Origin of the sequence: Paenibacillus sp. FSL K6-0108, assembly GCF_045040695.1 — a bacterium.
GTDB classification, from domain to species: Bacteria; Bacillota; Bacilli; order Paenibacillales; family Paenibacillaceae; genus Paenibacillus; species Paenibacillus pabuli_B.
In genome coordinates, this window is the sequence record NZ_CP150288.1 from 3,231,452 (window position 1) to 3,251,114 (window position 19,663).

Below are 19,663 nucleotides of genomic sequence, written 5' to 3' on the forward strand. Positions count from 1 at the left end.
GAGGAGGTTTGATATGGAAATGAATAGCGGATTTCATGAGGGAAAAAGATGGAGATGGGTGACTGCTTTACTTGCTGCAATTAGTCTGTTGGCAGCACTTATACCGGTCGGTGCCCACTCCATCGCAGCTGCTGCGGATTCAAACGATGTTACTGTGTCAGGATATGAAGTTCAGATCAATGAAACAATTTCAGGTGGTTTCACGCATCCCGGAGTTGGACTAACTAAAAAAATTCTTGAGAACATGAGAGAGCAGGTGCTGTCGCAGCAGGAACCTTGGTACTCCTACTATGTAGCGATGACTAGTTCGGCATCTGCCTCCAAGACAGTAACGTCCAGCAATTCCAGCCAAACGGATCCGACAAAACCTGCAAGTGATGCCTTCAACAGCCAAGGCTTCAACTCCCGTTTTATAAGCGATGGATTGAAAGCGTATACACAAGCGTTGATGTATTATGTTTCAGGAGATGAGACGTATCGGGCTAATGCGATGCGGATCATTCGGATCTGGTCGCAGATGGACCCTGGCAAATATGTTTACTTTAATGATGCTCACATTCATACCGGGATTCCGCTGAATCGTATGGTTACGGCAGCTGAGATTCTGAGATATACAAGTTATCAGACGGATGAGCTTGGATGGACAGCGCAGGATACAACCAATTTTACAACCAACCTGATTAATCCGGTTATCGAGACCTTCCAACATAACAACAATCGCTTTATGAATCAGCATAACTATCCTCTGCTTGGTGCGATGGCAGGGTATATTTTCACCAACAATCAGAGCAGATATAACGAGGCGGTTGAGTGGTTCACCGTCAACAACACTGCCCAGGACCAAGGCTTTAATGGATCGGTTAAGCAGCTGTTCCGCCTGATGAATACCAATGATCTGACTGGGGAGCCACTGGATGAGCCGGTGATTCAACATGTGGAGATGGGGAGGGACCAGGCACATGGGGGTGGAGACCTCACTAACGCTGCTATCTTATCACGTATGCTGCTTGCTCAGGGAACAAAGGTCGATCCCCTGAATGGTACCGTATCAACAGAGGCAAATGCGGTCGGACCGTATGAGTTTCTGGATGATCGTATATTGGCGGCCGCAGACTTCTTTTGGCAATTCATGCTTGGTTATGATACGCCTTGGACACCAGTGGCCTACGCCATTTCACCAGATGGAACGATTCGGGATACGTATAATCATATATCCAACGCCTACAAAGGTAGAATGAATACGGCAAATTTCTGGGATATGTATTATTACTACACATATGTCAGAGGCATTAATGTTGCTGAGAAGGCTCCTCATTATTATGAAGCTTTCACGAAGCGGCTGCCTTCCAACTTTTATTATGGTGGTACACTGAATAAAAACTGGGACAATGTGGACGGAGGCGGAGACTTCTGGTTGTATATGCCAGAGGAGGCAGCGTCTGAAGGTGCTGAATTTCTGCCGCGCGAGCAGACCAGCGGATCATTGATCGACATCGAAGATCGTTATACGAAGCTTGGCGGCAACACAACCACCATAAAGGAAGGAGATACGTCGTTTGTGAGGTTTCAGGCTACAGAAGCGGGAAGTCGGATAGCCTTTCTTAACGGTTCCAGCAGTGAGAAAATTATTGGTTTCCGCATCCGTACCACTGGACCGGCCCGTTTGGAGCTTACTCCGGGAATCAATGATACCTTGACTTTGCCAGATACGCATGGACAGTGGCGGTATGTGACTTATACGCTGGGCAGCTTCCAGAGTCTGAACGATATCCTGTATATGAAGGTCACAGGTTCGGATACAACAGTAGATATGGACCACATTCATATCAAAGCTAGTGAACAGCTCACGCCTCCGGTATTTAAGACAGGCAATGCTGATCTCTCCATATTCGCCTATCCTGGATCGCCGATTCGTGTTGATTTTGCAGCAACCGATGCTGGGGGATCGGATGTGGTGACCTATTCCAGCCCTAATCTGCCTCAAGGAGCAGTATTGAATGGAGCCACGGGTGAGATGCTCTGGCAGCCGGGGGTGCCACAGACAGGAACTCATTCCTTCCATGTTGCTGCTTCAGATGGTACAACAATCACGACAAGAAATGTGAAGATTGTCGTTTCTGCGAATCGGGCTTCCGCTGTGGAGCAGGCCATAACTGCTTATGATGAGGATCGAATCTATGTCGCAGCGACACTCAACTCATTTCATGCAGTCTATGAGGATACCCTGGACCAGCTTGATACAGCTACAGATGAAGTATTCTATGGGCAGCTGCAGGAGCTAGCCCAAGCAGCGGAAGCGCTGAAGCTGGTCACACCGCTGCTGGAACAGGGCGGCGGTATTGATTACCACAACATCGTTGCGTCATCGACCTTTGGGACAGACATCGCCAATATGGTGGACGGGGATAATCAGACAGGGGTTTCGTATACGCGTGCGCCAAACCTGTTCCATTTGATTGATTTCGGACCAGATTTCAAAGTATCGGCTACGTCCTTTGGATTCCAAAGCAATATTTTTGCCGATCGTCTCGCGAAGTCAGCTGTCTTTGGCTCCAATGATGGGGAGAATTGGGTACGATTGACCCCGGGGTTAACGGCATTTACTCAGAGCTTTCAGACTCTGGATGTTGCTCCCGAATACCAGGACGATTCGTTCCGATTCATCAAGGTTCAGCTGCTTCAGCCACAGCCGGATGTATTGTATGGCATTGTCAGGAATTTGTTCGAAATGACCGAGTTCCGGATTTATGGTGAACGTCATGAGACTGGCAATAAGCTGGAGTCTGTCTCCATCTTTTCGGATCAAAGTGTAAGTGGCAAGATTGCAACTGGGGACACGGTACAATTGACGATTCAGGCCAAGGAAGCAATCCAGAACGTAACGGCGACCATCCAAGGAATTGCAGCAACCGTTACAACTCAGGATCAGATCCATTGGACAGCGGCGGCTACGATGGGTGATGATGTAACTACAGGTACGATCAAGTTTACGGTGGATTACGAACAGAGTGACGGAACAGCAGGGGAGCGGACTGTGCTGACCACTGATAATTCGAAGCTGTTCCTTGTAGATGGCGGCAGGTATATTGATGTATCCATGATGGCGAAAGTAAAGGCTTCAGATAAACAATGGCCAGGTAGCGGGTTATCCCAGGATGAGGTGGGTTATCTGTTATTCGATGGTGATACATCCACCTATGGGGATCTGAATACATCATCTGGTTCCTTCTATACGGTGGACTTCGGTGAAGGACTGTCTGTGCAGCTGGATGAAATTGTGCTGATGCCAAGAGCTTCCAATAGCTCAAGAATGAACGGGCTTGTCATTCAGGGCTCCAACGATAATTCAAACTGGACGGATCTTACACAGCCTCTAAAAGGTACACAAGAGGGAACATGGTCCGATATTCGACAGGATCAGCTTCTGAATAATGGATATTATCGATATTTGAAACTGTACAACAACTCGGCATGGAGTGGTAATGTTGCTGAAGTTGAGTTTTATGGTGATGTAGACTACGATGCGGAGGTTGTGGATTCAAAAGTGGTTGCGCCTGAAGGCTACACCCAAGGAAGTTATTATCTGTATATGCAGGAGATTAACCGGATCAAAGCTTCATTAACCGAACCGAATGCAAACAAGATGGCATTGCTTAAAGAATTAATTGCAGCCAAGACCCTGCTGATCTCTGTCGCTGATTTATATCCTCCAATTCATGTAGACACTGAGATGGTGCTTGCATCCTCCATTTCCTGGGATGGAACGGTTGATGCGATTACTAATGGATGGCGCGCATTTGACGGGGATCCTGCCACATCGCCAGACACCAAAACAGCAGCAGGATGGACCCAAGTCGATCTGGGGGCGGATTACGCCAAAGTAGTTGGCAGCATCAGGTTTATCCCGCGCATCGGCAATGCCGCTCGTATGAATGGAGCACTGATCCAAGGATCTAATGATGGGGTGAACTTTGATACACTTTATACAATAAGTGGTGTAAGTGATATCAAGTGGTATAAGCAGACTTTGACCAGTAACCATGCTTATCGTTATTTGCGTTATTACACGCCAAATGGCTTCGCCAATATTGGTGAGCTGGAGTTCTATGAGAAGATTGTGGACAGGACGCTCCTTACCCTGCTGATGGAACGGGCAAATGCAGTGGATGAGAAGGATTATACGGAAGAGAGCTACGCGCAATTACAGGCTGTTTTCACGAATGCAGTCGGGGTTGATACAAATCTGGAAGCAAACCAGAACGATGTGGATTCCGCTTCGGATAATTTGAAGACGGCGTTGGATAGTTTGGTTTCCATTTGAATACAAGATCAATGAAGTAACGGACCCATTTTAGAAAACGGCAGTGTCCTTAAAGAGGGGACACTACCGTTTTTTTGCGTTAATCGAATAGCCTAGTGATAGAGTCCTGTGAGATGGTCGTCAGTGGGCTGTAAAATCTTCGATAGCAGTACGATCTGCCCCGTATGATAGCCATAATGCGCAGCGACCTTTATCAACAGAGTACGTACGATTTTATGCTCATACGCATCTTTGGCTTTATCCTCACTGCGGTTCATACGATTCCAATCGGTCAGTTCATAGGGAATGGTCACTTCCTTTGTCAAATCCGTCTCTTCCAGACCAGATAATATCGCGATTGACTCTGTCCGAACATGCCGGAGCTTGGCTAACAATTCCTTCCCGGTCAGACCGCCATTGGTATTAAACTCAGCAGAGCGTTCCCGGATCAGAGGTTGATTCCCGATACCTGTAACCAGGTTCTGATATTCATTGCCCGCCAAATGCAGACAATAATTCCCCACACTGTTCAGGCCAGGCTGGAGTCTCTTCCAAATCTGTTCCTCATTCAACCTGCTCAAGCTGGTTTCAATGCGTTCTAGCTGCTTGTTCATGTCCTCAACAACGTCCTGAATAAGTTTAATCATGATAACATGTCCTCCATTCATTAGGATGGATTGAAGTTCAAATTCAGATAACCGAAGGCGAATTGATTATATACGATCAATGATTTAATATAAAGGCTAATATTGCTCCTGTTTTACTCAAGATTGAATTATTGCTTGAATTATTGATTATACAGAACAGAAGGTATGAATAATGACAAAATACGAAAACCAGATACCGACAGCCGCTGGTATGAGCTTTCGCTCCCTCGTAAGTATGTTGAAGGATTCCATGCGGAGAAGCATAGAGCGTAGACCTGCGGGCAGCATTCCGGTAGAGAAATATGAACCAACGGAATCGTTAAAGGTATCCGATCATCCACAGGTGGCATGGTTCGGTCATTCGGCTTTTTTGCTTGAAATCGAAGGACACAGGCTGCTTTTTGATCCAATGCTGGGCAATCGGCCATCTCCGGTGTCTTGGGCGGGAACGAAACGATACAGCACGAATCTGCCAATTCAACCCGAGGATTTTCCAGCCTTGGATGCGATCATTATATCGCATGACCATTATGATCATCTGGACTATTCCTCTATCCGCAGATTGAAGAATAAAACACAGCGATTTATCGTACCCCTTGGCGTACGTCGACGACTGATTCAACTGGGTGTGCCTGCGGAACAGATTACCGAACATAACTGGTGGGATGAGCTTTCTTTCAAAGGTTTGACCTTAGCCTGCACGCCGGCGCGACATTTCTCGGGCAGGGGGCTGCTGGACCGCAATTCTACACTATGGTGTTCGTGGGTCATTGCTGGGAAAGAAACGAGGGTTTTCTTTAGCGGTGATAGCGGATACGGTCCTCATTTCAAGGAAATCGGAAGTAAGTACGGTCCTTTTGACCTGACCCTGATGGAATGCGGGCAATATGATGAGCGTTGGTCCAACATTCATATGATGCCGGAAGAAACGGTACAGGCACATTTGGATGTAAAGGGAGGGCTGCTCATTCCTATTCATTGGGCCGCTTTTACGTTGGCCTATCATGCCTGGAACGAGCCGATTGAAAGGATCACCAAGGCTGCACATGCCTTGAATGTCACCATTGCAACGCCCAAAATTGGTGAGAAGGTTGTGCTGCATACGGGGAGTTATCCAATCCATCCGTGGTGGAGATTAACTTGAGGAAGTTATAGAGCAGTTATAAAAAGCGTTCACTCATTCGATTGAGTGAACGCTTTTCCTATTGTTTTACAATAGGATCGATAGGGCGCTATAGATTAGCAATACACCCATTACGATATTAAAAGGACGCTCATATTTCAATAAAAAGCTCTGGAATAACATACCGCATAACCCCCAGGTCATATTGGCACTAATGCCAATGATCGTTAGCAGTAACGAAAATATGATTATATGAATATGAGATTCTCCAAGAGGCATAACAAATACCGAAATGGCCGTAAGACCATACAGAATGACTTTGGGGTTGATGAATTGCAGGGTGAAGCCAAAGAGAAACGTAAAACGATTGACCTTTGGATCTTTGGTATCCGCGGGTTTACTTCGGATGATTTTGATCGCCAAATAGATCATGTATACACAGCCTACCACGTTCAGGGCCGGTTTGATCCTAGGGATGTATTGATGCAGAATAAGGTTGAAATAACTGGACAGAAACATAATAAGCAGACAGCCAGCTGCAACGCCACCAATAAACGGAAGGATTTTTCTGAACCCTTCGTTTCTTGCATGCGTCATGGCGATGATGTTGTTGGGACCCGGGGTGAATGAAGCCACGATTGCGTAAGTTAGTAACGGAATGATATTCATAAGTCCTCCACATGTCATCCTTGTTGTATGTTATATTTAATTGAAATGTACGTTATAACGCATGTTCTTTATGATTGTACAATATGTACGTTATATAGCACAACATAATCTTTTAGTTCAGGGGTGACTGAATATTGAAAAACATTAATGTTATTCTGGCACAGAATTTGAAGCAGCTCAGGGAACAAAGAAGGCTTAGTCTGGACAAGGTCGCCGAGATGTCTGGCATCAGCAAGACGATGCTCGGTCAGATTGAACGAGGTGAATCCAACCCTACAATTGCTACCGTATGGAAGATTGCGAACGGTCTGAAAATATCCTTTACCGCCTTGATCCACGAACCGAAGTCGGACACAACTGTCGTAACGGGCAGTGATATTCAAGCATTGATGGAGAATGAGGGAAAGATTCGGATTTATCCGCATTTTACTTTTGAAGAGGGGCGTCGTTTCGAGATGTACATGATGGAAATGGATGAAGGGTCTTCTTTGAATGCTGAACCGCATATCGAAGGGGCAGAGGAATTTATTGCGGTTTTTGAAGGGGAAGTTACGATTCGGGTTGGAGCGGAGGATTATACGGTTATGCAAGGGGAGTCGATCCGTTTTCGTGCGGACAAACCTCATGGCTATAAAAATTTGGGTGCCTCTGTGAATAAATTAAGCATGGTTATCCATTATTCAAAGTGAGATGTAAGCAAACAAACAAACAAACAAACAAACAAACGCCAATACACCAGCCTGTGGATTCAGACTGTTATAATGGCGTTTTTGTTATTTCAAGTCAATTCCATGCGAAGAGTTTGAATGAATTAAGGCTTTTCTTTGGCCTGACGCTGAATTTCCGCGGAGGTCAAAGCTTTATCATATACTTTTACATTATCCAGCGAGCCTTTATAAAAGGGGTCGGCTGTATAACGGCTTTTGCCCAAATAAGCTTCCGTCACTTGCAGATTCTTCGGGTTAAACGTGATTTCCGTGCTGCTTGCTACGACTTTTCCATTCACATATAGAGTGCCGGTATCTCCCTGGAGAGTAACAGCGACATGCACCCATTGATTGGAGGGCAGTGGTTCAGCAGCAATCAGACTTTGATCACGTCCCTGATCATGAATGGTGAATTGCAGAGCGCCAGTATGCTGGACGGGAGTAAGGAACATATGTCTGGTCAGGCCATTTCCAAAGTCGAAAATTCGCTGCCAGGCTCCGCCGCCACTCCAGTTGACCCATGCACTAAAGGTGAAATCCGTCGTGTCGGTAATAATTCCGGGCAGTTGGATGTAGCTGTTGGTTCCGTTAAAAGCAGCAGCCTGGTTCTTGCTGCTAATCGCAGAAGTCGTCACATTAAAAGCTTGGCCATGATATTCATTTTTGCTGAAATCCTGTGCGATTTTTGCAAGTTTCTTTTGATCAAACGTATATTCTCCAAGCAGTGGACTTACCGCTTGTTGTGGAATGATAACGTTAAACGTTTTGGAACTTACCGCACTACCTTTGCGGATCGTTGCGGTTAATGCAACCTTGGCATCTCCCTTACCCGTGCGAGGGCGATTTACTACTCCCGTAGCGGACAGCGCAGAGGTATTGGAAGATTTCCACGTAATCTCTGCATCACGTGTTCCTTTGGTTGGGAGGGACAGGTTGAAGAATACATTGCTCGTGTCGCCGATGCTCAGATCCTTTTTCACTGCATTAACAACATCCTGATCCTTCATTGCAGCCTTCTGACTTCCCCAGATTGCTACGCCAGAGGAGGAGAGAGCGCTAAAGGTCAGAATGGTCTTCTGGGAATCCGGCTCCCATTCATGCGTGAAGACACCTTTATATACAACATTATTTGATGTGATTTGCACCTGATTGTCTGCTTCAAGGCTCCATGTTCCCGTCACCGCACCACTAATCTGTCCATCCGCTGTAAACTGAACGGTCTGTGAAGATTTGATCTCAGCCGTGATTTCCTTCCCGTGATTCACCCAGTTGTATTGACCAGCAATATCCTGAGTTGTCAGTTGGGCAGTGTTTTCTTCTAATGCCGCATAGCGGTAAGGAGAAATGACAGGCCATCCTTCCGAGTTCATATGCATCTCATGTACACGGACTTCATGCTCTTCTCCGCGCCCTGGAAAGCGGGAATGGAAGATCAAAAATTGTTTTCCTGTATCAGCGTCGTAATAAGCGGAGTTATGTCCTGGCGATACATAGCCGATACCTTGACCTTTGCCTGGGTCTCCGATTTGTCTTTGAAACAGGAAGTTGCCTAGTAATTTGACGCCAAAAGGCTCGATTGAGCGGTCATCAAACAAGGGTTTGTCCTTGTCTGCCTTGACGTTGATCATATCGTTTCCTTCGGCATCGAGGAAAGGACCGTCAGGTGTTTTGGAGCGAGCTACCCGAATATTATATCCCCCGTCAGCACCCAATCCGCCATAGGACAGATACAGATAATAATAGTCGGTTTCGGGACTATAGAGCATATAAGGTGCTTCAATTCGGCTGTGATTGCCTCCGGTCAGTTTTTTGCCATAACCCTGATTAGGGAGTGGTTTCCCCGTCGTTTCGTCCATCTCCAGGATGAAAATCCCCCCGGAATAGGAACCGTATACCATCCAGAGCTTGCCGTTTTTATCGAAAAATACATCGGGATCGACCACATTCGGATGAACGGTTGCATCGTATATGGTGCCATCCTCACTGATCTCATCCCACATGCCGGATTTGAGCAGAATCCCCTGATCCTTATAAGGCCCCTCAATGTTGTCTGCCACAGCAACGCCTAAAGCAGAGCGGGGGGAATCCCCTTTGCACGCATTGTAGTACATATAAAATTTGCCATCCGCCAACTGAATGACGTCTGCGGCCCATAACGTATCGGTCTGTGCCCATTGCAGGGCTTCAGCAAATTCTTTGGTTACATTGGGCACAACAGGATTGTCATCCGTAACCCCGGAGGCGACCGAATCCCAATTCATCAAATCTTTGGATTTGGCTACTTGAAGATGTGAACCAAAAATATAAAAGATATCACCCACCTTAATAACGGAAGGGTCATGAACGGAGACATTCCTGAATGCTGGAGCTGTATTCTCATTGGATGTGGAAACTTGCGGGTTGGAACTGATTGCCCCCGGACTGTCCGCCAATACGGAGACGGGAGCCAAAGCTGTTGTCGTAAATAATGCAGTGCTCAGTACAGAAATGTTAAGTACGCTTACCCAATAACGTTTCATATGTTTCCCCTTTCCCAATACCTGAAATGAAAATAGCCTATTCACTGCCGCAAACGTTAACTGGCTGGACAGCCCTCCTTTAAGTGCCACATATAATCAAGCGCTTTCATTTGTTATATTATCAACCAGTTTATATATTTGTAAACTATAAATATCAGGGTTAGGTTGTCTTTAGGATGGAAAGGGAGAGAGACAAAAGAGCGATGTATTCGAGAAAATTCCTATGATATAACGTTTTTTTGTGATTTTGGGATTGAAATCTTTACTCGGAATAAGATACTATACGATTAGATCATGTGTTTATATATTTATTAATTAATTTATATTTATTCGAATTAAAGGAAGCTCATCTACGATAATTTACGCTACATAGGAGGAATGAACATGACTACATTTCACAATCAACTCATCGCACACTACAAGTTTGAAGATGCAGCCGACATTGGCAAGGATAGTTCAGGGAATGGGCACGTTGGAGCCGCTGCAGGAGAGAAATCGCCCCACATTTCTGAAGTGAATGGCAGATGGGCGGTGACTTTTACCGGAGGATTGAACGGAACATCCTATTTGGAGCTGCCTTCGAATTTGCTGCAAAATGTAAGCGACAACACCGGAGTGACGGTTGCAGCATGGGTCCATTTGGGCAAGGGATCAAACGTGTGGGAGCGGATTTTCGACTTTGGCAATGGCGAGAAGAGCCCTTATTTATTTCTGACTCGTCAGATGCGAGGCACGTTATATGCAGGTGATGATCTGGTTGTAGACCCAGGACGCGGATTTGCTAGTGGGGAATGGATGCATATTGCGTTGTCAGTAGCAGGCAGTCAGGGCGGCACACGCAGCAGTGCGGGTCCGGTTGTATACGTGAATGGTGAGAAAGTAGCGGACGGCTCCATCAGTCAGACGTCCAGCGGCAATTATGCCAAGCTGCGCAGATGGTTTGATTCGTTTGTGGACCCTGTGAATTATAGCCGAAATTATATTGGACGCTCTCAGTATGCGGCCGATGTGGACTTTGCAGGCTCATTGTCCGATTTTCGGATTTATCAAGCCTCTCTTTCCATGCATGAAGTAATTGAAGTGATGTGCGAGTCTCTGACTGATAGAGAGATTGTGAAGCTTGCGGGAGATAAATATTTGTCTGCTCCAGCCCGGATTATTACCAAAGATGTGTCATTGCCTGTAGATTTGCTGGGGGGTAAAGTAAACGTTCAATGGAACTCAAGTCAGCCTGATGTTCTGTCAGCAAATGGAGAGGTTCAACCTCTGACCTCGGCACAGGAGATTTGTTTGAATGCACTCTTAACCAAGGGTGGAATTGCGCTGAACAAAAGTTTTGATGTGTCTGTTGTTCCAGAACACCTTCCGCCTTATACCGTGACCATCCATGGGGACCAGCAGGTGACGGATATTAGTGAAGTGATGTATGGCCTATTCTATGAGGATATCAACAATGCAGCAGATGGGGGAATCTATGCGGAGTTGGTTCAGAACCGCTCGTTCGAATCCTTTGCATTCGATACGTACTCGCATGACTCTGGCGAATGTGGTTGTTCGACAGGCCGGAACCGTGATCCTTTGTTTGCCTGGTCCGGGGATATCGAGAAAATGATCGTACAGCATACCGATGGAATAAACACTCATCTTAACGTGGAAGACCCCGAAGTGAATGCTTATTATGTAACGGTTCAGGCTGGTGCGACGATTCGTAATCGTGGCTTCTCGGATTCCAATCAACATTGTGCCATGTCCATTAAGAAGGGTGAGGCGTATGATTTTACCGTCTGGGCCAAGGCGGTATCTGCAGGAACGATTACGATTCAATTGCAAGATGGGAACGGTGATGCCATCAGTGATACAGTTGCACTGCAAGTTGAAGGTGGTAACACATGGAAGAAGTACGGGATCACCAATTCGAATGTGACCCTGACGGGAACGGAGACAGCGCTGGGGCAATTGGTACTCACCTTCGCAGGAGACATTTCCATAGACATGGTGTCGTTAATTCCGCAGGATGTATGGGGAGCCGATCCGAAAGAGCAGGGAGTGTCCGCTTCAGCACATGCCAACTACACCGGGAATCCGAACTATCGACTCCGAAAAGATCTGGTCCAGGCCCTTATCGATCTGCATCCGAAGTTTCTGCGTTTCCCAGGGGGATGTATTTCGGAAGGATCGTTCATTTGGGACAATGTGTACGATTGGAAAGATTCGGTGGGAGCGGTGGAGCTCCGCAAAGAGAACTATAACGTCTGGGGTTACATGATGACGATGGGTCTGGGCTATATGGAGTATTTCCAACTGGCAGAAGACTTGAATGCTGCTCCGGTTCCGGTCATGGCCTGTGGTGTTCTATGTCAGGCACGTTCGGATTACGCACACCCGGCGGGTGGGGCTTTGAGGGATTACTATATCCGTAACTTTACAGACCTGATCGATTTCGCGCTCAGTACAGATATTGAACACAATGAATGGGCGGCCATGCGGAGCAGCATGGGGCATCCTGAACCATTTGATCTGCGTTATCTTGGGGTAGGCAATGAGAACTGGGGAACTGAATTTTTTGCCAACTTTGAAGTATTCAAGACGTCAATTGATGACTATATGAAACGTAATTATCCTGATCATGAGCTTCATATCATATCGACAGTCGGCGCCCAGGCAGACGATGATGCGTACCAGCAGGGATGGAAATTCCTGAGTGGCAATCTGACCGGATCAGCTCAAGTGTCTTTTGCAGATGGTAATGAGGTAATCGAAGAGACGGTCACTTGGTATAAGAACCAGGACAACTATATGGATACCATTGCCGATGAACATTACTATCGTTCCAATGACTATCTGCTGAATAACGTGGATCGGTACAACTATTATGAGCGCGCGTATCATGAAGACGGCAGTATGGATTGGAATGAGACCTCCAAGGTATTTGTGGGAGAATATGCGTCCACGGACAAAAATACACTGGCAGGTGCAATCGCCGAAGCTGCGGTCATGACCGGATTTGAAAATAATGCAGACGTCGTTCGCTTGGCTGCCTATGCGCCACTGTTCAATAAAGTGTTGACGGACGGTACCTATCGTTGGACGCCGGACTGCATCTGGTTTGATGATGAGACGGTATGGTACACACCGAATTACTATGTACAGCAGCTTTTTGCCAAGTATGTGGGTGAGCAGGTGCTGAGGACTTCATTTTCAACGTACAGCAAGGGTCAACCGATGGAACTCATTCCACGTGGCGGGATCGAGATTGCGACAGGCAATGCCGACATTGTAGTGAAGCGGATTACAGTCACATCGAACCAGGATGGCAGCGTGCTGTTTGCGGAAGATTTCAGAGAACAGACAGCATTAAATAAGGCGTGGAATTGGATTCCCGGATCAGCAGGATATACGTTGGTGAGAGGAACAGGCCTGATGTTGAAAGCACAGGCAAGCGGTCTGAACGGGATATACCTTTTGAACGATGAATGGACCAATTACAAAGTGGAAGTCGAGATGCAGCGAATATCGGGTGAGGAGGGCTTCACCATTGGTGTGGGTTTGACGGATATTTCACCTGAGAAAAAGGATGTCATCGAATACGCGATTGGATATGGCTGCAATGCAACGGGAATCAAGGTATATAAACAAGGTGTAGAAGGCTACACCCTTGGCGACTATTCTTCCAGTTCAGCAGCGGGAAATCTCCGAGCAGCCAACTATGAACCGTTGGAGAACGATACGATTTACACGATTACCGTCAACTATGGTGGTGATACAGGGAAGAATCTGATCTGCTCTTATACCGATGGTCACACGACTAGCAGAATTCTGGATTACAAGCTGGAAGCGTACAATCGGGATGTATTCCATTCCGTTACGAGAGACGAGCAGCATGTGTATGTGAAGCTGGTGAACGCAGACGGGGTGGACAAAGCAACCCAAATTTGCCTTCAGAATCTGAGCGTTACCTCTGTTGCGAAATGGATAACACTTGGCGGAGATGAAGAATTGCTGCATGTTCCCAACGTGAATCAGAAGAACGATGAGAAAATTGTTCCACAAGAACAAGTGATTCATCTGCAAGATGATTCGGTTGTCTTGCAGCTTCCTGCCCATTCGGTCAATGTACTGGTTATGGATGTCCGGAAATAATTATATAAGTTGAACCAATCATTTTCACACGAGTCACTACGTGGTCAGAACCATCTTCCGACCGCTGTTATCCCCAGATTTATATGTTGCAGCCTTAGAACCGCGACACTCGCGGTTTTTTGGCGTTCCGCGAAGAGAGTCAACAAAAGATACCTAAAGTAAATAGCCTACACTATTGCCGATTCCTGACGGATTCTATAATGAATTTGAAGGAGGAGACAGCTTATGCGTTCCAACTACAAACAATTTATACGAAACGTGCCGCTTCATCTCATGATATTGCCTGGACTGATCATCATTATTGTATTCGGTTACATTCCGATGGCGGGACTCTCCATTGCCTTTCAGAATTTCTCTCCCATTGCCGGATTCAAAAATATGAACTGGGTCGGCCTGGACAATTTCAGGTATCTGTTTGATCTGCCGGGGTTCGGACAGGTCGTATGGAATACCGTATTTATTTCCGTGATGAAGATTGTGTCCGGTTTGGTCATTCCGGTACTTGTGGCCCTGCTCCTGAACGAGGTGCGCAGAACAGGCTTTAAACGAACGATTCAGACGGTTATCTATATGCCGCATTTCTTTTCCTGGGTCATTTTGGCCGGAATCATTGTGGATGTATTATCCCCCAGTACAGGAATCGTAAATATGCTGCTCAAGGCAGTAGGTGTAGAGCCGGTTCAATTTCTGGCCAGTAACGAATGGTTTCCTTACATACTCGTCATTACGGACCAATGGAAAGAATTCGGATTTGGCACGATTATATATTTGGCGGCACTGACCAACATCGATAAATCCCTGTACGAAGCATCTGTAATGGATGGAGCAGGAAGATGGAAGCAGACTTGGCATATTACGCTGCCTGGCATTCGTCCCATCGTGATTCTGATGGTTACACTGAGTCTTGGTAACGTACTTAACGGTGGTTTTGACCAAGTGTTCAACCTTTATAATCCGCTTGTCTATGAATCCGGAGACATTCTGGATACGATGATCTATCGGATTGGTTTGCAGGATGCACAGTATTCGGTATCAACCGCATTGGGTCTTATTAAGTCAGTCGTTTCGTTTATCTTTATCGGGCTTGGTTATTTCCTCGCCTATCGATTAGCAAATTACCGGATTTTCTAGAAAGGTGGCAAGAACATGCATCACGCTTCGAGAGCCTATCGTTGGTTTCTGGGATTGAATTATGTCATCCTGACCCTTCTTGCCTTGCTATGCCTGTTTCCCATTGTAAATATTTTAGCGATTTCGTTTAGTTCAAGTGATGCAGTCAAGGCGGGGAGTGTGACATTTTGGCCGGTGGAATTCACCTTGTCTTCGTATAAATACATTCTTGAGAATCAGCAGTTTCTAAATTCATTCGGCACAAGTCTTCTCCGCGTTGTACTCGGAGTTGCGACCAACCTGATTTTCACGATTCTTGTTGCTTATCCACTTTCCAAAGAGGCAGCAAAATTCCGATCCAGAACGTTTTATGCATGGATTTTTGTCTTTACCATGCTGTTCAGTGGTGGATTGATTCCGGGTTATCTAGTTGTTAAGGAAGCAGGTCTGTTGGATTCGATCTGGGCCCTGATTTTACCGGGAGCCGTTCCGATCTTTAATGTGCTACTTATGCTGAATTTCTTCCGGGGTTTGCCGAAGGAACTGGAAGAGGCGGCTTGGATGGATGGCGCAGGCCATTTCCGCACACTATGGAGCATTTACCTTCCTATTTCATTGCCCAGTATTGCAACCATCACGCTGTTTGCCATGGTGGGGCACTGGAACGCTTGGTTTGACGGCATGATCTATATGAAAAGTCCGGAAGGTTACCCGCTAGCCACGTATCTGCAATCGATGCTCCAGCAAGTGACGATGATTCAGAGTGAGATGATGACCCTGGAGGATGCAACCCTGTTAAGTCAGGTGTCGGATAGAACGACGCAGGCATCACAGATCTTTTTATCCGTTATTCCCATTCTGCTCGTGTATCCGTTCCTGCAAAGGTATTTCGTTCATGGACTTGTTGTCGGCAGTGTAAAGGGATAAGATCGATGAAGGAAAACCAATGGGGGGAGCCGATTTCCGGCTCCTTTTTGCCGTTGAGGAGAGGAGTGAAGGGAAAATGAGATTTGCAGTGGGTGGCTGGAAAAATGCATCCATCGTCGTTAAACTGATGATTGCTTTTGTGCTCGTCATTCTGCCCCTTTATGGAATCAGCATTATGATCACGCATACCAGCTCCAAGCAAATGCAGACGGAAGTGGAGAAGGCGCATGAATCGAAGCTGTATTTTTACCACAATCATCTGCAATTCGAACTGGAGCGAATGAGTGGGCTTGTTACCGAATTTTCGTTCGATGAAACGATGTCTACCCTAAGTACACGAGCTGCGATTATGAGCAGATATGAGGTAACTTCCAGTCTCAATAATATTCATAATAAGCTGAGTCAGATCATGGTGACGAGTCCTTATATCAGCGATGTTGTGTATTACGTTCCTACTCTGCATAAACGGGTCAGCGCGGTGGACGGAATTCGCAATGTGGAGGATACAGAATGGAAGGATTTGCTGGCAACTATGGGAAATCTGGAGGGTGAGTTGTCTTATTCGAATAACGATCTTTATTTTCTCAAAAGCAATCCGTATAACATGAATCATGAGGAACCGCCAAATTTTATATTAGGCATCCGCTTGTCAGCGGAAGAACTGAAGCACAGATTGCAGCAGCTCGCGGAAACAGGGGGCAGTGATATTACGCTGAGCTTTGGAGAGCAGCACAATGTGGTCATCTCCTCTTCCGATGAACCTGCTTCAGCGGCCCAATTGCAACATTTATTATCGGAAGCACCGGTATCCATGGAAGTTACGAGACTTCAAACCGATTCTTATCTGTACTATTCTCTATACGATCCCGACCATTCGTTCACGTTGACGGCCAGGATCCCTAATGATGTGCTCCAAGCACCCTTGGAACAATACAACCTGTGGTTATGGATGTTGACGGTTATCTCCATTGTTATCATTATGATCTTCTCCTTTTCGATCTACAGATCGATCCACAAGCCATTATCCGTACTCATTCGCGGGTTCAGAATGGCGGAGCAAGGTCAGACCAGTATTCATATTCCGCAATCCAGACGTGATGAATTCGGTTATTTATACTCTCGCTTCAACCACATGATAGAGCGCTTACATATTTTGATTGATGAAAATTATGTTGCCCGGATTCGAACCAGCGAGGCAGAACTCAAACATCTGCAGTCCCAGATTCAGCCTCACTTTCTGTATAACAGCCTGTTCAGCATCAAGCAAATGGCCGAGGTCGAGAATGTTGAACTGATTCAGGAATTTACCGACTATTTGGGCCAATATTTCAGGTATATGTCCAGGGATTCTCATTCTCAGGTTTCGCTCGGTGAAGAGGTGGATCATGCCTTGGTCTATGCTTCTATTCAGAAAATTCGATTTGGTTCAAGAGTCCAGCTGCAACTGGAGGAACTAAGCAGGGAGTATCGAGACATTGCCATTCCCCGAGTCATTATTCAGCCAATTGTCGAGAATGTATTCGAACATGCCCTTGCCAAACGAAGTCAGGGTGGAATTCTGAAATTATCCTATCAAGTCGAACATGACACGTTGTCCATTCGGATAGAGGATGATGGCGATCAATTAACGGATGAAATCCTGAATAGCCTGCAAGCATCTTTCAAGGAATCTGCCAACCAGAGACATGGGAATGAAGAGATTACGGGACTGATGAATGTGAATCAACGTTTAAGAATCAAGTTTGGGACTGGCTATGGCCTTTATGCGCAGCGCAGTGAGTTGGGCGGTTTATGCATGATTTTAAATATTCCATGGAGAGGGGAGTAGTTGTATGCAGCGGATGTTGATTGTGGATGATGAACCCGTTATTTTGGACGGACTGTATGCTTTCTTTCAAAAAGCGGATTTTCAGGATATGGAGATTATTAAGGCATACTCTGCTTTTGAAGCAATCGAATGGTTGAATTCCGTCAAAATTGATATCGTGCTCAGCGACATCTGTATGCCTGGCATGGATGGCATGGAGCTGATCGAGAAGATTATGGATCGATGGCCACGGTGCAAAGTTCTTTTGCTGACAGGACATAACGAATTTGATTATGCGCACCAAGCGATACGCAACCCTTGTGTGGTGGATTACCTGTTGAAGACAGAAGGCATGAGCCATATTCGCGCTGCGGTAGAGCGAGCGTTAACACAAATTTCGGAGGAAAATGACTTCCGTTACCAGCATGCCTGGTTTCGCAGCAAGCTGCCCAGAGCACTGCCCCAGCTGCAAAGACAGTTACTGCTTGATCTTCTAAAGCGAACAGAAAGACATGATATCGCTTCGCTTCAGGAGGAATTGGATGCGGTGCAGCTGCCTTTCATATCCAATGAGCCTGTAATCCCGGTCATCATACGGGTTGAGGAGTGGAATAACTATCAATCCCAAGCGGACCGGAGTCTGATTCGCTATGCGGTTGCTAATGTTGCCGAGGAGCTGCTTCAGGATAAGGCCAAAGTCAAAGCCATTGATCTGGATTATCAGGTCATCGCCTGTTTCATTCAAACCACGGTGGAATCTTCAAATAGCTACTATGGCAGCAGACAGCAGAACTGGGAACAAACCTTGCGTTTCGTCTATGGAACGCTGGAGTCTGTACAACAATCCTGTGCAGATTGCCTGAATCTGTCTGTATCCATTATGGTGAGCGAGCAGGCGGTGGAGTGGATGGAGCTAAGTCAGGCCATCGCGCAGTTGCGTCTGTCCATCCACGAGGGCCCGGGACTTGGGATGGAGAAGCTGCTTCGTGTCAATGTGCAGCATGATTCGCTATACAGTCCCAATATTTTGAATCAACAGAGTATTGCGGCCCTTCATCTGGATCAGATTAAGCAGCATGTTGCAGCAGGAGAGAGGGAGTGGATGGAGTCCTTTCACAAATGGACAGAGGCTTCAAAGGAAGGATTGCAGGACCCATTCTTTCGAATGAAAATCTATTCAGGAGCAGGCAATGGACTGATTGAGCTTCTTCATGAATTGGGCTTGTACGAAGCAGCAATGGAGGAAATTGCGTTGTCTCGAATGCTTCATTTTGACATCCATACGCCCTGGTCTGATCTGGTGGTCTTCTATCAATCGGCATATGAATGGATCATCTCCAAAAGAAGTGTTACACGCATCCATGATCAGTCGCAGATTCTTATTACCATTCATCATTATATCAAGCACCATCTGGAGGATGACCTTTCGCTAACCCGAATTGCACAAGAGGTTTCCCTCAATCCTTCATATCTGTCCCGTTGGTACAAACGCATTACAGGCAAAGGTATATCCGACTATATCCATGACCGGCGCATTGAGCGCAGCAAGGAATTACTGCTTGGCTCTGCCTGCAAAATGCATGAAATATCCGCCAAGGTCGGATTTAGTGATCAGCATTATTTTTATCGTTTCTTCAAAAAAGCTACAGGCTGCACGCCACAAGAATATCGGGATCAAAAAAGTTAGATGAATCCTTAAATGGTAAATCAAAGA

11 protein-coding genes are annotated in these 19,663 nt (G+C 46.2%); 8 read left to right on the forward strand and 3 right to left on the reverse strand.

Annotation, left to right across the window (positions count from 1 at the left end; genetic code table 11):
• The first annotated feature begins 13 nt into the window (after window positions 1-13).
• Window positions 14-4,321, forward strand: coding sequence for a discoidin domain-containing protein (locus tag MHB49_RS14860; protein ID WP_405156653.1), 4,308 nt, complete (start codon window positions 14-16; stop codon window positions 4,319-4,321).
• A gap of 92 nt (window positions 4,322-4,413) precedes the next feature.
• Here MHB49_RS14860 and MHB49_RS14865 read toward each other — a convergent pair whose 3' ends face one another.
• A complete protein-coding gene (locus tag MHB49_RS14865; protein ID WP_405156654.1) occupies window positions 4,414-4,947 on the reverse strand; it encodes a DUF1572 family protein in 534 nt (177 codons plus the stop codon).
• A 172-nt stretch (window positions 4,948-5,119) separates the two neighbouring features.
• Here MHB49_RS14865 and MHB49_RS14870 point away from each other — a divergent pair, with 172 nt between their 5' ends.
• Window positions 5,120-6,091, forward strand: a complete 972-nt coding sequence (locus MHB49_RS14870) for an MBL fold metallo-hydrolase (protein ID WP_405156655.1) — start codon at window positions 5,120-5,122, stop codon at window positions 6,089-6,091.
• 66 nt (window positions 6,092-6,157) lie between these two features.
• On the opposite strand, the gene MHB49_RS14875 is transcribed toward MHB49_RS14870, so the two are convergent.
• The gene (locus MHB49_RS14875; protein WP_405156656.1) at window positions 6,158-6,739 is read right to left on the reverse strand and encodes a LysE family transporter; all 582 of its coding nucleotides are present in this window, start codon (window positions 6,737-6,739) and stop codon (window positions 6,158-6,160) included.
• 134 nt (window positions 6,740-6,873) lie between these two features.
• On the opposite strand from MHB49_RS14875, the gene MHB49_RS14880 reads away from it, so the two are divergent.
• Entirely contained in the window at window positions 6,874-7,428 is a 555-nt protein-coding gene (locus MHB49_RS14880; protein WP_405156657.1) for a helix-turn-helix domain-containing protein, read from the forward strand.
• A gap of 122 nt (window positions 7,429-7,550) precedes the next feature.
• Here MHB49_RS14880 and MHB49_RS14885 read toward each other — a convergent pair whose 3' ends face one another.
• The gene (locus tag MHB49_RS14885; protein ID WP_405156658.1) at window positions 7,551-9,965 is read right to left on the reverse strand and encodes a family 43 glycosylhydrolase; all 2,415 of its coding nucleotides are present in this window, start codon (window positions 9,963-9,965) and stop codon (window positions 7,551-7,553) included.
• 384 nt (window positions 9,966-10,349) lie between these two features.
• Here MHB49_RS14885 and MHB49_RS14890 point away from each other — a divergent pair, with 384 nt between their 5' ends.
• From MHB49_RS14890 to MHB49_RS14910, 5 genes are all read left to right on the forward strand, one after another.
• Window positions 10,350-14,105, forward strand: a complete 3,756-nt coding sequence (locus MHB49_RS14890) for an alpha-L-arabinofuranosidase C-terminal domain-containing protein (RefSeq protein ID WP_405156659.1) — start codon at window positions 10,350-10,352, stop codon at window positions 14,103-14,105.
• A gap of 225 nt (window positions 14,106-14,330) precedes the next feature.
• Window positions 14,331-15,236, forward strand: coding sequence for an ABC transporter permease (locus tag MHB49_RS14895; protein WP_405156660.1), 906 nt, complete (start codon window positions 14,331-14,333; stop codon window positions 15,234-15,236).
• A 15-nt stretch (window positions 15,237-15,251) separates the two neighbouring features.
• Window positions 15,252-16,142 carry a carbohydrate ABC transporter permease gene (locus MHB49_RS14900; protein ID WP_247902617.1) on the forward strand — a complete coding sequence of 297 codons (891 nt, stop codon included), beginning with the start codon at window positions 15,252-15,254 and terminating at the stop codon, window positions 16,140-16,142.
• A gap of 76 nt (window positions 16,143-16,218) precedes the next feature.
• Complete coding sequence (locus tag MHB49_RS14905; RefSeq protein ID WP_405156661.1) at window positions 16,219-17,970, forward strand: sensor histidine kinase; 1,752 nt, start codon at window positions 16,219-16,221, stop codon at window positions 17,968-17,970.
• Between the two features lie 4 nt (window positions 17,971-17,974).
• A complete protein-coding gene (locus MHB49_RS14910) occupies window positions 17,975-19,636 on the forward strand; it encodes a response regulator (protein ID WP_247902619.1) in 1,662 nt (553 codons plus the stop codon).
• The last annotated feature ends 27 nt before the right edge of the window (window positions 19,637-19,663 follow it).

Excerpts from the sequence above, each read along its gene's own strand:
- MHB49_RS14860 (WP_405156653.1), top strand. The coding sequence starts at position 14 with ATGGAAATGAATAGCGGATTTCATGAGGGAAAAAGATGGAGATGGGTG.
- MHB49_RS14895 (WP_405156660.1), top strand. The coding sequence starts at position 14,331 with ATGCGTTCCAACTACAAACAATTTATACGAAACGTGCCGCTTCATCTC.
- MHB49_RS14900 (WP_247902617.1), top strand. The coding sequence starts at position 15,252 with ATGCATCACGCTTCGAGAGCCTATCGTTGGTTTCTGGGATTGAATTAT.
- MHB49_RS14885 (WP_405156658.1), bottom strand. The coding sequence starts at position 9,965 with ATGAAACGTTATTGGGTAAGCGTACTTAACATTTCTGTACTGAGCACT.
- MHB49_RS14875 (WP_405156656.1), bottom strand. The coding sequence starts at position 6,739 with ATGAATATCATTCCGTTACTAACTTACGCAATCGTGGCTTCATTCACC.
- MHB49_RS14905 (WP_405156661.1), top strand. The coding sequence starts at position 16,219 with ATGAGATTTGCAGTGGGTGGCTGGAAAAATGCATCCATCGTCGTTAAA.
- MHB49_RS14865 (WP_405156654.1), bottom strand. The coding sequence starts at position 4,947 with ATGATTAAACTTATTCAGGACGTTGTTGAGGACATGAACAAGCAGCTA.
- MHB49_RS14870 (WP_405156655.1), top strand. The coding sequence starts at position 5,120 with ATGACAAAATACGAAAACCAGATACCGACAGCCGCTGGTATGAGCTTT.
- MHB49_RS14890 (WP_405156659.1), top strand. The coding sequence starts at position 10,350 with ATGACTACATTTCACAATCAACTCATCGCACACTACAAGTTTGAAGAT.
- MHB49_RS14910 (WP_247902619.1), top strand. The coding sequence starts at position 17,975 with ATGCAGCGGATGTTGATTGTGGATGATGAACCCGTTATTTTGGACGGA.